Genomic DNA, 13,234 nt, shown 5'->3' on the forward strand with positions numbered 1-13,234 from the left:
CCAGGTCCGCCCGTCAGTTCCCGAGCATCCCGGTCCACAGGTCGGGGAAGTCGGGCAGGGTCTTCGCCGTCGTCGCCACGTTCTCGATCTGGACGCCCTCCACCGCCAGCCCGATGATCGCGCCGGCCGTCGCCATGCGGTGGTCGTCGTACGTGTGGAAGATGCCGCCGTGCAGTCGGCGCGGTCGGATGTGCAGGCCGTCCGCGGTCTCGGTGACGTCGCCGCCGAGTTCGTTGATCTCCTTGGTGAGCGCGGCCAGCCGGTCCGTCTCGTGCAGCCGCAGATGGGCCACGCCCCGCAGCGTGGAGGGGGAGTCGGCGAGCGCCGCGACCGCGGCGATGCCCGGGGTGAGCTCACCGACCTCGCCCAGGTCCACGTCGATGCCGTGGACGGCACCCGAACCGGTGAACCGGAGCCCCGCCTCGGTCAGTTCGCAGGAACCACCCATCTCGGTGAAGATCTCCCGCAGCCGGTCACCGGGCTGGGTGGTGTGGGCCGGCCAGTCGGGGACGACGACCGTGCCGCCGGTCACCAGGGCCGCCGCCAGGAACGGCTGGGCGTTCGACAGGTCCGGCTCGATGATCAGGTCGCGGCCGAGCAGCGCGCCCGGCGTCACCCGCCACACGTTCGGCTCGCCGCCCGACTCCGGGGTGTCCACCTGGGCGCCGACCGCGCGCAGCATGTCCACGGTCATCCGGATGTGCGGCATGGACGGGAGGGTCGAGCCGGTGTGCCGGACCTCGACGCCCTGGTTGAAGCGCGGGGCGGAGAGCAGCAGGGCGGACACGAACTGGGAGGACGACGACGCGTCGATCTCCACCGGGCCGCCGTCCAGGGCGCCGCCGCCGTGCACCGTCAGCGGAAGTGCGCCGCGGCTGTCGTCGTCGATCCGGGCGCCGAGCAGGCGCAGCGCGTCGATCACGCCGTGCAGCGGACGTTCGTACGACCGCGGGTCGCCGTCGAAGCGGATGGGACCGTCCGCGAGCGCGGCGACGGGGGGAAGGAAGCGCATGACGGTGCCGGCGTTGCCGACGTCGACCGTGGCCGGGCCGCGCAGGCCCGAGGGGATGACCCGCCAGGCCTCGCCGGAGGCGTCCGGGCCCGCCGCGACCGTCGAGCTGGAGGCGACGGTCTCCTCGATGCCCACGCCCATCGCGCGCAGCGCGCCGGCCATCAGCAGGGTGTCGCGGGAACGCAGCGGGCGGCGCAGCCAGCCCGGCTCGGAGGCCAGCGCGGCCAGGACGAGAGCGCGGTTGGTGACCGACTTGGACCCCGGCACGTGAACCGTCGCGTCGACGGCTCCGCTTGCGTGCGGGGCTGGCCAGAGGGCGGTGTGGGCGGGGTTCACGGTCATGCGCCCCACTTTAGTGGCAGGGCGCTGGGCAACCGCCGGTCCGTCACCGCCGGTGACGCCCGCCCGGGGGAGCCGGACAGGGGTGTCCCGGGAGCGCGGCGGACGGCCGCGGCGCGGCTCGGCGCCCTGTGAGCGGTGGTCCGCCGCTCACAGCCCCAGCAGCCAGCGCCCGCCGCCCATCAGCGAGCACAGCGACACGGTGTGGAAGAGGAACAGCCACAGCCCGGCCGGTACGTGCGTCAGCCGTGACAGCTGGTCCGCGTCGGAGTCGCCCGCGCCGCCCCGGGTCCGCTTCGCCTGGAGTTCGAAGGCCGGGCGGACGCCGCCGAGGAGCAGGAACCACACCACGGCGTACGCGAACGCGGCCTGTACCTGGGGTCCGGCGAGCCAGGACACCAGCAGGAAGGTGCCGCCGGTGAGGATCACGGTGAGCGCGCCGTACGCGTTGCGGATCATCACCAGCATGGCTATGAGCAGGGCCGTGGCCACCCACAGCAGCAGGGTGATGTGGCCCGCGCCGAGCAGCGCGGCGCCGCCGAGGCCGAGCAGCGGGGGAGCGGTGTACCCGGCCGCCGCCGTGAGGATCATGCCGAGGCCGGTCGGCTTGCCGCGGCTGACGGTCAGGCCGCTGGTGTCGGAGTGCAGCCGGATGCCGCTGAGGCTGCGCCCGGTCAGCAGGGCGACCAGACCGTGGCCGCCCTCGTGCGCGATGGTGATGGCGTTGCGGGAGACACGCCAGACGCCGTGCGGGACGATCGCCGCGAGGGCCGCGGCCATGGTGGCGATCACCACCCACAGGTCGGGGTCCGGCTGGGTGCCGAAAACCTCGTCCCACAGGGAGCTGAGCGAGGCCAGCGAGGTGGATGCGGTGCTGTCCATTGTCGGCGGTGGCTCCCTTTCGTGGCGCGGAATCTGGCAGTGTTGCACGTATGTGCGGACGGTATGCAGCCAGTCGTGGACCCGAGGATCTCGCAGCAACCTTTGAGGTCGAGAGATGGGACGCGGAGGAGACTCTGGCGCCCGACTACAACGTGGCTCCGACGAAGGAGGTCTACGTCGTCCTCGACCGCCCTGTGAAGGACGCGGACAGCCCGGACCCGGTTCGCCAGCTGCGCAGGCTCAAGTGGGGACTCGTCCCGTCCTGGGCCAAGACGCCCGAGGGCGCCGCCCGGATGATCAACGCGCGCGCGGAGACGGTGCACGAGAAGCCCTCGTACCGCCGTGCCTTCGCCGCCCGGCGCTGTGTCATCCCCGCCGACGGCTACTACGAGTGGGTCACCGGCGACGCCGAGCGCGAGCTGGAGGTCAAGGGCAGGAAGAAGCGGCCGCGCAAGCAGCCGTACTTCGTGACGCCGGCGGACGGTTCGGTCTTCGCGATGGCGGGACTGTACGAGTTCTGGCGCGACCGGACGCTGCCGGACGAGCATCCGCTGGCCTGGTGGGCGACCTGCTCGGTCATCACGACCGAGGCGGAGACGGCACCGCTCGCGGTGGCTCCCGCTGAGGGCCCGCGGGCGCTGGCCGACATCCACCCGCGGATGCCCCTGATGCTCACCCCCGACCGCTGGGACAGCTGGCTCGACCCGTCCCGCACGGACCCGGACGAACTGCGTGACCTGCTCGCGCCGCCGCCCACCGGGCTGATGCGCGCGTACCCCGTCTCCACCGCGGTCAGCAACGTCCGCAACAACGGGGCGGAGCTGCTGACGGAGCTGGAGGGGCCCGAGGAGGGCACACTCTTCTGACGTGACGAGGATCAGCTCTGATGTGACGAGGATCAGCTCTGACGTGACGAGGATCAGCGACGTGAGCGAGACCGTCGGGACGGACGCCGGCGCGGCCCGGATCACCTGGCACCGGGCGGCCGGGGCGCGGCTCGTCCTCGCCGTGAGCCACGGCGCGGGCGGCGGCATCGAGGCCCGGGACCTGCGGGCGCTCGCCGAGGTGCTGCCCGCCCACGGGGTGAGCGTCGCGCTCGTCGAGCAGCCCTGGCGGGTGGCCGGGAAGAAGGTGGCGCCCGCGCCGAGGACGCTGGACGTGGGATGGCGGGGGGTGTGGCCGGCGCTGGCACGGCAGGGCCTGCCCGTGGTGTCCGGAGGCCGCAGCGCGGGCGCCCGGGTGGCGTGCAGGACCGCGGTGGAGCTGGGCGCCGCGGGAGTGCTCGCCCTGAGTTTTCCCCTGCACCCGCCGGGCAGGCCCGAGAAGTCCCGCGAGGAGGAACTGTTCGCGGCGGCCCTCGGCGGTGCGCCCCTGCTGGTCGTCCAGGGCGCCCATGACCCGTTCGGGCGCCCGGAGGAATTCCCCGAGGGATACGGGCCGGACGTCGTCGTGCCCTACGGCGACCACGGTTTCGCCGTCCCGAAGCGGGCCCCGCTCGCCCAGGAGGAGGCGCTGAAGATCATCACGGACGGTGTCGTCGGGTGGGCCGCGTCACTCGGGTGACGGCCGGGAATGCAGAGTGACGGTCTTCTGTTGTGCGGATCAGACAGCACGCAGCGTGCTGCACCGTTCGTACGAGAGGAAGTCCGCCGCATGGGTTCGACCTTCTGCCCGAGCCGCAGCAGCCGCGCTGACCTGGACTGGACGGTGCTGCACGCGGGCAAGAACGCCCCGATTCGGGCGGCGGGCGGGCATGATGTTCGTCTATCCTCCGATTCCAGTGGGACCGGTCTCGGTCTCGCTACGTCGCTGGAGGAGGTGGGTCCGGTCACTGGGACCGACGCAGGGACCGAAAACGGCCAGGCGGAGCAGCCCGAGGGCCAGGGCACGAGCGACGCGCCGGCGGAGACCTCCGCCGAGCGCACCGCGCGCTTCGAGCGGGACGCGCTCGAATTCCTCGACCAGATGTACTCGGCCGCCCTGCGGATGACACGCAATCCGGCCGATGCCGAGGACCTGGTGCAGGAGACGTACGCCAAGGCGTACGCGTCCTTCCACCAGTTCCGTGAGGGCACGAACCTCAAGGCGTGGCTGTACCGCATTCTCACCAACACCTTCATCAACTCGTACCGCAAGAAGCAGCGCGAACCCCAGCGCAGTGCGGCCGAGGAGATCGAGGACTGGCAGCTGGCGCGCGCCGAGTCGCACATGTCGACCGGCCTTCGTTCCGCCGAGTCGCAGGCGCTGGACCACCTGCCCGACTCCGACGTCAAGGAAGCGCTGCAGGCGATCCCCGAGGAATTCCGCATCGCCGTCTATCTCGCGGACGTAGAGGGCTTTGCGTACAAGGAGATCGCGGACATCATGGGGACACCCATCGGTACGGTGATGTCCCGGCTGCACCGGGGTCGTCGCCAACTGCGCGGCATGCTGGAGGACTACGCCCGTGACCGCGGGCTGGTCCCCGCCGGCGCCGGAGAGTCGAACGAAGCGAAAGGCTCGGGCTCATGAGCTGCGGAGAGCCGCACGAGACGGATTGCAGTGAGGTACTCGATCACCTGTACGAGTTCCTCGATCGTGAGATGCCGGACGCGGACTGCACCAAGTTCGAGGTCCACTTCGAAGAGTGCTCCCCGTGCCTGGAGAAGTACGGCCTCGAGCAGGCCGTCAAGAAGCTGGTCAAGCGGTGCTGCGGCCATGACGACGTGCCGACCGATCTGCGGGCCAAGGTCATGGGCCGCATCGATCTGATCCGCTCAGGACAGACCGTGCCCGAGCACGACGTGACCGCGACGGCCCAGGAGTCCTGACCCCGGGCGGCCCTCCTCCGCGAGGGCCCCGGCCGCGACCTCCCGGCCCTCCTTTTATCACCCGAACGTGCTAATCCGCGGGCCTGGAGCCCGCGGATTCGCACATACCCGTCCCCACTCCCTCTCTCCCGCCCTAGGCTCCGAGCCTGAGACCGGGGGAGGTACGGGGGAGGTTCGGGGATGGGTTCGGTTCCGGCGTGGGCCCGTGCGTACGTGGCCGGTGTCGTTCTCCTGGCTCTCGCCTGTCTGGCTCCCCTGCCGCAGCTGCGCGTCCCCTGGGAGATCGTCGCGCTGCTCGCCGTGCTGTACGCGGGCTGCGAGCGCGTCACGCTGCCGCTCCGGCCGCACGGAGCCGGCACACCCGGCGGCGACGCCACCCAGGGGATGGGCGCCTTCCTCCCCGTCCTGCTGGCCGGTGCGTTCCTGCTGCCCGCGCCCGCCGCCGCCCTCGTCGCACTGCCCGGGGCGCTGCTCGCCCGGGTCGAGCAGCGCCCGCGCGGCCCGCGCCGGATCTGGCGCGCGGCCCAGCTCGCCGTCTCCGTCTGGGCGGCCTCCCGGGTGTACGGGGCGCTCGGCGGCCGGGAAGCGCTCGTCGCGCCCGATTTCCCCTACGCGCTCCTGCCCGCCGGGGCCGCGGTGCTCACCTTCAGCGCCGCGCTCACCGTCCTCGACGGCGGGATCCTCGCCCTGGCCGAGCGCGCTCCGGTGCGCGGTGCCTGGCACGGACTCTTCGCGCGCTCACTGGCACCGGTCGCCGTGCACGGCCTCGCCGGACTGATGATGGCGGTGCTCTGGCGCAGCCCGTACGGCCCCGTCGCCGCGCTCCTCGTCCTGCTGCCGATGTACGTCTCCTGCTGGGTCTTCGCCCAGTACCACCGCGAACGGGCCGCCCACCAGGCCACCATCCGCGCCCTCGTCCAGGCCGTCGACATCAAGGACGGCTACACCCGCGGACACAGCGAGCGGGTCGGGCGGGCGTCCGTGCTGATCGCCCGTGAACTGGGCATGCACGACGAGCGCGTCGAGGTGCTCCGGTTCGCCGGCATCCTGCACGACGTCGGCAAACTCGGTGTCCCCACACGGTTGTTGCGCAAGGACGGACCGCTGACCCCCGAGGAGCGGCGGGTCATCGAGCTGCATCCCGAGTACGGGCACGAGATGGTCCGCGGGATCGGGTTCCTCGGCGAGGCCCGCTCGGCGATCCTGCACCACCACGAGCGGCTGGACGGAAGCGGATATCCGTACGGGCTGGCGGGGCCGCAGATCCCGGAGTTCGCCCGGGTGGTGGCCGTCGCCGACGCGTTCGACGCCATGACGTCGACCCGGTCCTACCGCAGGGCCCGCCCGGTGCGGGCGGCCCTGGAGGAACTGGGGCGCTGCGCGGGGACACAGTTCGACCCCCGGATGGTGGCGGCGCTGGTACGGGCGCTCGACCGGCACGGCTGGCATCCCGCGGTGACCGCGGACACCGCCCCGGCCCTCGCACCCGGCATGCCGGCGTATCCGTCCGACACCCTCGGGCGGAGCGCGCCGTGAGCACCACCGCCCCGCGGCGCGAGGCCCCCGCCCGCCCACCCCGTCCCGCGCCGGCCGGGAGGACCCCCGCCCTGCTCGCGGCGGTGCGCGCCCTCGCCCTTCTCCTCGCGCTCCTCGGGCTCGGCGGCACCCTCTGGGAAGGACTCGACCAGCGCGGCACGGCGCTGGCCTTCGGCCTGCTCATAGCCGTCGGCGAGCTCGCCCGGTGGAGCGGGGCCGAGGAACGGGAGTCCGCACCCCTCGGGGCCGCCGGAGCCCTCGCGTACGCGCTGCTCGGCGAGAACGCCGGGCACCGCACCGACCACGGTGTCCTCCAGGTCGTCGCCGTGGTCGTGGCGGCGGCACTGATCGGCTGCGTTCCGCACGTGGCACGGGGACAGGCGCCGACGCTCGACCATCTCTCCCGCCGCGTCCTGACCGTCACCTTCGCCGCCGTCTGCTTCCAACCCCTCTACGACCAGGGCAGGTTGCTGGAATGGAGCGGCTCGGCGCAGGCCCTGCTGCTGGTCGCGCTGCTGGTCCTCACCACCCTGTGGGACGCCGTGCTCGCGGCGGTGACGGCCCACGCGCGGACCCGGTGGCCGTTCGGGCCGCTGCTGCGCGACGAACTGCGGGCCACCCTCGGGATCGGTTCGGCGGTGTGCGCGACCGGGGCCGTGATGGCACTCGCGGTCGCGGTGGCCGGACTGTGGGCCCTGCCCGTCTTCTCGCTGCCGCTGCTGCTCACCCAGCTCTCCTTCCGGCGCTACGCGGCCGTGCGGGTCACCTACCGGCAGACGATCGCGTCCCTCGCGCGCGCGACCGAGATCGCCGGGTACACACCGGCCGGTCACGCCCGGCGGGTGGCCGCCCTCAGCCGGGCCGTGGGCCGCGAGCTGGGCCTGTCCGAGCCCGGCCTCACCGTCCTGGAGTACGCGGCGCTGATGCACGACATCGGGCAGCTCAGCCTGGTCGACCCGGTGCCGGCCGGCGCCACCGCCGCGCTTCCGGCGGCCGAGCAGCGGCGGATCGCGCTGCTCGGCGGCGCCGTCGTACGGCAGACCGGGGTGGAGGCCGAGGTCGCCGTCGTGGTGGAGCGGCAGGCGGACCCGTACCGGGAGCAGCCGGTCACCGCGCGCATCGTGCGGACCGTGAACGCATACGAGGAGATGGCCCGGGCAGCAGGGCCCACAGGGGCGCTGACCGCGCTGGAGAAGCTGCGGCTGGCCACCGCCCGCGACTACCAGCCGGAGGTCGTGGAGGCACTGGCCCGGGTCCTGTCCCGGGCCGGTCTGACCTTGCCCCGGGCTGGGTAACCCATGGGTAATGAGCGGCCGTCCGAAGGTACGTGGTTGGATGCGAGGGAGAGGGTGTCAGGGGGCGTGGGCCGGCCCGGGGCTGCACTGCCTCCCAGGGACTCTTCGAAGGACCGGCAGGCGGGTAACACCAGGAACTGGCAGGCGGGAATCGTGAGGATCTTCGGCAAGGGACGACACCGGCCCTCCGCCTCATGGCGGCAGGCCACCGACCGTGCGTTCACGCTGATCGGCGACGGCCGGTACGAGGACGCGGGAGCGCTGCTGACGCGTGCCGCTGACCTGGAGCCCTGGCTGTCCGAGTCCTGGTTCAACCTGGCTCTGCTGCACAAGTTCCGGCACGACTGGGAGCAGGCGCGGGCAGCGGGCCTGCGGGCCGTCGCCCTGCTCGACCGCGAGACCGGCGCACCCGACTGGTGGAACGTGGGGATCGCGGCCACCGCGCTGCAGGACTGGCCGCTGGCGCGGCGTTCCTGGCAGGCGTACGGGCTGCGGGTGCCCGGCGGTGCCGCCGTCTCGGGCGAGCCCGTGGGCATGGACCTCGGCAGCGCGGCCGTGAGGCTGTCGCCGGAGGGCGAGGCCGAGGTGGTGTGGGGGCGTCGGCTGGACCCCGCCCGCGTCGAGGTGCTGTCGATCCCGCTGCCGTCCTCCGGGCGCCGCTGGGGCGAGGTCGTGCTGCACGACGGCGTTCCGCACGGCGAGCGGACCACGGCCGCCGGGCACGCCTACCCGGTCTTCGACGAGATCGAGCTGTGGGCGCCCTCGCCGGTGCCCACCTGGGTCGTCCTGCTCGAGGCGGCCACCGAGGACGACCGGGACGCGCTGGAGCGGCTCGCCGCCGACGCCGGCTTCGCCGCGGAGGACTGGTCCTCGTCCGTGCGGCTGCTGTGCCGGATGTGCTCCGAGTCCCGGATGCCGTCCGACGAGGGCGACGAGGAACACCTCGACCCGCACGACCACAGCGAGCCGGGGCACCCGGGTCCGCTCGGCCACCGCACCGACGGGCAGCTGTGGGTGCCCGAGCGGGAGTGCGGGCTCGCGGCGCCGGCCTCGCTGGTGCGCGGCCTGCTCGACGGCTGGGTCGCCGACAGTCCGGACTCCCGTGACTGGCGGGATCTGGAAGAGGTCTGCTGAGCGCACCTTTAGGCTGTAGTCGCATAAATCAAAGGTCTGAGGAAGGCGTACGTCGTCATGGCGCAGCAGGAAACCGATCAGCAGCACGTGGGCGTGCTCCCCGTGGACGACGACGGCTTCGTCATCGACACCGAGGACGCCGAGGAGCGCGAGACGGGCTACCGCGAGCGCGGCACCTCGCGCCCGATCACGGTGGTCGGGAACCCGGTGCTGCACAAGGAGTGCAAGGACGTCACCGAGTTCGGCGACGAGCTCGACCAGCTGGTCGCCGACATGTTCGCGAGCCAGCGCACCGCCGAGGGCGTGGGCCTGGCGGCCAATCAGATCGGCGTCGACCTGAAGGTCTTCGTCTACGACTGCCAGGACGACCAGGGCGTCCGGCACGTCGGCGTGGTCTGCAACCCGAAGCTGGTCGACCTGCCCGCCGACCGGCGTCAGCTGGACGAGAGCAACGAGGGCTGCCTGTCGGTGCCGACCGCCTACGCGCCGCTCGCCCGCCCCGACTACGCCGAGGTCACCGGGCAGGACGAGAAGGGCAACCCGGTCCGGGTGCGCGGTACGGGCTACTTCGCGCGCTGCCTCCAGCACGAGACGGACCATCTGTACGGGTACCTGTACATCGACCGGCTCTCCAAGCGCGACCGCAAGGACGCGCTGCGGCAGATGGCCGAGAACGAGCCTCGCTACGCGACCGTGGCGAACGGCTGAGCCTCCCTTCGCAGGGCGCCCGGCGCCGCTGTGACATAAATTGACCGGCGTGACGCACGGTCTCTTGTGGGTCCACCCGAACGGTGCCTGGACAGGTGATCCGCCTGACCAGGCACCGTTCGCATGTACGTCATGCGTTCGATCCTTTGTGCTCCTTCGGTGATCCAGATTCAGTCACACAAGGGGAGATTCTCGGCATGGTCGCGTAGTCGGTGGGCCAAATCCGTTCCCAGAACGGTCAGTTGTGGTGCTGAATGGGAAGTGCGGGGATACGCAACGGCGCACGCCCGGCACAGCCGGAGGGGCGTGACGTCAACAGGCGGCTGAGAGGGGTTTGTTCGTGCGTGCTTTCTCATACGGCTCTTCATCGACAGTGCTTGCGGTACCACCGGCGCTCTCTCTCCCGGTGATCGAGTCCGAGTTTCCCCGTCGACTGCATCCGTATTGGCCGAGGCTTCAGGAGAACACCAGGACCTGGCTCCTCGAAAAGCGTCTGATGCCCGCGGACAAGGTCGAGGAGTATGCGGACGGCTTGTGCTACACGGACCTCATGGCGGGCTACTACATAGGCGCCCCCGACGGCGTCCTCCAGGCGATTGCGGACTACAGCGCGTGGTTCTTCGTCTGGGACGACCGGCACGACCGCGATGTCGTCCACGGCCGGGCGGGCGCCTGGCGGAAGCTCAGGCTCCGGCTTCATGCGGCCCTCGACACCCCCAGGGACCACCTGCACCACCAGGACCCCCTGGTCGCGGGGTTCGCGGACAGCATGGTGCGGTTGTACTCGTTCCTCGGCGAGGACTGGAACAAACGGTTCGCGCTCCACTTCCACGCGGTGATCGACGCGTACGACCGGGAGTTCCGGAACCGGGCCTCCGGCACCATTCCCACGGTCGCGGAATACCTGGAACTCCGTCGGCTCACTTTCGCGCACCAGATCTGGACCGACCTTCTGGAACCGAGCGCCGGCCGTGAACTCCCCGCCGGGGTGCGGCTGCATCCGGCATTCCAGCGGGCGGCATTGCTCAGTCAGGAATTCGCCGCCTGGTACAACGACCTCTGTTCGCTCCCCAAAGAAATAGCGGGCGACGAGGTCCACAATCTCGGAATCAGTCTCATTCACCACAAGGGACTGACACTCGAAGAAGCCGTCACCGAAGTGAGGCGGCGGGTCGAGGAATGCGTGGAACAATTCCTCGTCGCCGAGAAGGACGTCTCACGGCTCGCCGAATTACTCGCCGACGGCACGGTCCGGGGAAAAGAGACGAGCATCGCCGTCAGGGCGTGCCTCGGAAACATGCGGAACTGGTTCAGCTCCGTGTACTGGTTCCACCACGAGTCGGGCCGGTACATGGTCGACAGCTGGGACGACCGCTCCACACCCCCGTACGTCAACAATGAAGCGGCAGGTGAGAAATGACCGTCGATGCGGTACGACCCGAGATGCCCGACGTGCGGGAGCTGTCCGTCCCGCCCCTCGCCGGAGGAGGGCTGCCCGTCCTCGGCCACGGCTGGAAACTGGTCCGCGACCCACTGGGCTTCCTCGCCCGGCTGCGCGACCACGGCGATGTCGTCCGGCTCAGGATGGGACCCAAGACGGTGTACGCCGTCACCACCCCCGCGCTCACCGGCGCGCTGGCGCTCAGCCCCGACTACGAGATCGGCGGCCCCCTGTGGGAGTCGCTCGAAGGCCTGCTGGGCAAGCAGGGTGTCGCCACGGCCAACGGAGCGCTGCACCGGCGCCAGCGCCGGACCATCCAGCCCGCGTTCCGGGCCGACATCATCCCCGAGTACGGCCCGATCATGGAGGAGGAGTCGAAGGCGTTCGCGGAGCGCTGGGAGAGCGGCGCGGCGGTCGACTGCACCTCCGAGTCGTTCCGCGTCGCGGTCCGTGTCGCCGCCCGCTGTCTGCTGCGCGGCCGGTTCATGGACGAGCGCGCCGAGCGGCTGAGCCTCGCGCTCGCCACGGTGTTCCGGGGCATGTACCGCCGTATGGTCATACCCGCGGGACCGCTCTACCGGCTCCCGCTTCCCTCGATACGCGCATTCGACCGCGCATTGGCCGATTTGCACGCGCTCGTCGACGAGATCATCGACGAGCGGCGGGCATCTGGTCAAAAGCCGAACGATTTGCTGACGGCATTGCTGGAAGCGAAGAACGACGACGGCGACCCGATAGACGAACAGGAGATCCATGACCAAGTCGTCGCGATCCTCACTCCCGGCAGTGAAACCATCGCTTCCACGATCATGTGGTTGCTTCAAGTCTTGACGGAACATCCGGAACAGGCGGACAAAGTGGCCGCAGAGGTCCGGTCCGTCACGGGAGACCGGCCCGTCGGATTCGGTGACGTCCGGAAGCTGTCGCACACGAACAATGTCGTCGTCGAGGCGATGCGTTTACGCCCGGCCGTATGGATATTGACGCGGCGCGTGGTGGCCGAAACCGAGCTGGGCGGCTATCGCATTCCGGCCGGTGCCGACATCGTCTACAGCCCGTACGCGATCCAGCGCGACCCCCGTTCGTACGAGGAGCATCTGGATTTCGATCCCGACCGCTGGCTTCCGGAACGCTCCAAGGACATCCCGAAGTACGCGATGCGCCCCTTCAGCGTGGGCAACCGCAAGTGCCCGAGCGACCACTTCTCGATGGCGCTGCTCTCCCTGATCACCGCCACCGTGGCGTCCCGGTGGCGCTTCGAGCCGGTGTCCGGGTCCAGCGACGCGACCCGGGTCGGCATCACCCTGCGGCCCCACGACCTGCGGCTGAAGGCCCGGCCGCGCTAGGGCTTTTTGGCCCCGTACCTCCATCGGCGCACGTCCGGGCCGCCCTCGGGCCCCGGACGTGCGCCGCTGTCCTCACGCCTCCGGCACGACCACGGTGACCGTCCACTCCTGAAGGCCGTCGCAGGAGACCCGGGCCGGATCGCTCGGGCACAGCGGGCGGGACGAGGTCAGCCGGACCGTTCCCGCCGAGACCGCCCGGTAGGCGGCGGACGCGTCACCCGGCTGGAGGACGATCCCGCTGTTGGTGGCCTCCAGCCCGCTTCCGTCGCTCTTCACGGGAGCCCAGGGCCGGCTGGTGGTGCCGTCCAGGGAGACACGGATCGTCTCGCCGGGCGCCAGACAGTACGTGTGGCCGGTGTCGGCGGCGCCGAGCTCGGCCTCGGCCTTCGCGCAGTCCGGATGGGACGGGGCCGGGGACGGAGCCGAGGCCGAGGACGGGGGCGGAGACACGGTGTCGCTCCCGTCCGCGCCGCCTCCGCTCTGTGTGCCGCAGCCCGCGAGAAGCAGGGCCAGGGTGGCGAGGGCGATGGTCCGGGTGTGAGTCGTTCGGCGCATGGGGTGGCCTCCTCGGGGGTTGGACGTGCCACCGGGGGATCAGGATCCGTCCCCGCGCACGACAGGGCCCCGGCCACCTCGGCGGCCGGGGCCCCGCGCGGTTCGGCCGGTCGTCGGGGCGGTGCCGTCCACGACGAAGCCGGTCCGGAGCGAGGAGTCCCGACGCCGCTGGACTT

Annotated in this window: 13 protein-coding genes; 10 read left to right on the top strand and 3 right to left on the bottom strand. The window is 71.3% G+C overall.

Features of this window, described 5'->3' with window-relative positions:
• Positions 1-13: 13 nt before the first annotated feature.
• Complete coding sequence (gene aroA / locus ACFYW9_RS01240; protein WP_351859197.1) at positions 14-1,354, bottom strand: 3-phosphoshikimate 1-carboxyvinyltransferase; 1,341 nt, start codon at positions 1,352-1,354, stop codon at positions 14-16.
• A gap of 147 nt (positions 1,355-1,501) precedes the next feature.
• A complete protein-coding gene (locus ACFYW9_RS01245) occupies positions 1,502-2,233 on the bottom strand; it encodes a M50 family metallopeptidase (protein WP_389143052.1) in 732 nt (243 codons plus the stop codon).
• Positions 2,234-2,283: 50 nt separating this feature from the next.
• Here ACFYW9_RS01245 and ACFYW9_RS01250 point away from each other — a divergent pair, with 50 nt between their 5' ends.
• The 10 genes from ACFYW9_RS01250 to ACFYW9_RS01295 all read left to right on the top strand — a co-directional run bounded on the left by ACFYW9_RS01250 (position 2,284) and on the right by ACFYW9_RS01295 (position 12,503).
• Positions 2,284-3,099, top strand: a complete 816-nt coding sequence (locus tag ACFYW9_RS01250; RefSeq protein ID WP_389143055.1) for an SOS response-associated peptidase — start codon at positions 2,284-2,286, stop codon at positions 3,097-3,099.
• A 61-nt stretch (positions 3,100-3,160) separates the two neighbouring features.
• The gene (locus ACFYW9_RS01255; RefSeq protein ID WP_351859203.1) at positions 3,161-3,796 is read left to right on the top strand and encodes an alpha/beta family hydrolase; all 636 of its coding nucleotides are present in this window, start codon (positions 3,161-3,163) and stop codon (positions 3,794-3,796) included.
• A 255-nt stretch (positions 3,797-4,051) separates the two neighbouring features.
• On the top strand, positions 4,052-4,744 hold the full coding sequence (gene sigR / locus ACFYW9_RS01260; protein ID WP_351859206.1) for an RNA polymerase sigma factor SigR: 693 nt from the start codon (positions 4,052-4,054) through the stop codon (positions 4,742-4,744).
• Complete coding sequence (gene rsrA, locus ACFYW9_RS01265) at positions 4,741-5,043, top strand: mycothiol system anti-sigma-R factor (RefSeq protein WP_351859208.1); 303 nt, start codon at positions 4,741-4,743, stop codon at positions 5,041-5,043. The genes sigR and rsrA overlap by 4 nt, the downstream gene beginning before the upstream one ends.
• A 180-nt stretch (positions 5,044-5,223) precedes the next feature.
• Positions 5,224-6,579: an HD-GYP domain-containing protein gene (locus tag ACFYW9_RS01270; RefSeq protein ID WP_389143060.1), complete on the top strand. Its 1,356-nt coding sequence runs from the start codon at positions 5,224-5,226 to the stop codon at positions 6,577-6,579.
• Between the two features lie 71 nt (positions 6,580-6,650).
• The gene (locus ACFYW9_RS01275) at positions 6,651-7,874 is read left to right on the top strand and encodes a metal-dependent phosphohydrolase (protein ID WP_389143567.1); all 1,224 of its coding nucleotides are present in this window, start codon (positions 6,651-6,653) and stop codon (positions 7,872-7,874) included.
• Positions 7,875-8,027: 153 nt separating this feature from the next.
• On the top strand, positions 8,028-9,008 hold the full coding sequence (locus ACFYW9_RS01280) for a hypothetical protein (RefSeq protein ID WP_326785606.1): 981 nt from the start codon (positions 8,028-8,030) through the stop codon (positions 9,006-9,008).
• A gap of 57 nt (positions 9,009-9,065) precedes the next feature.
• Positions 9,066-9,716, top strand: a complete 651-nt coding sequence (def, locus tag ACFYW9_RS01285) for a peptide deformylase (protein WP_351859212.1) — start codon at positions 9,066-9,068, stop codon at positions 9,714-9,716.
• Between the two features lie 340 nt (positions 9,717-10,056).
• Positions 10,057-11,136, top strand: coding sequence for an epi-isozizaene synthase (gene cyc1, locus ACFYW9_RS01290; RefSeq protein WP_389143065.1), 1,080 nt, complete (start codon positions 10,057-10,059; stop codon positions 11,134-11,136).
• Positions 11,133-12,503: a cytochrome P450 gene (locus tag ACFYW9_RS01295; RefSeq protein WP_389143068.1), complete on the top strand. Its 1,371-nt coding sequence runs from the start codon at positions 11,133-11,135 to the stop codon at positions 12,501-12,503. The genes cyc1 and ACFYW9_RS01295 overlap by 4 nt, the downstream gene beginning before the upstream one ends.
• A 72-nt stretch (positions 12,504-12,575) precedes the next feature.
• Here the strand turns inward: ACFYW9_RS01295 and ACFYW9_RS01300 are convergent, their stop codons facing one another.
• Complete coding sequence (locus ACFYW9_RS01300) at positions 12,576-13,058, bottom strand: hypothetical protein (RefSeq protein WP_389143071.1); 483 nt, start codon at positions 13,056-13,058, stop codon at positions 12,576-12,578.
• Between the last annotated feature and the right edge of the window lie 176 nt (positions 13,059-13,234).

The organism is Streptomyces sp. NPDC002698 (assembly GCF_042888945.1).
GTDB lineage: Bacteria > Actinomycetota > Actinomycetes > Streptomycetales > Streptomycetaceae > Streptomyces.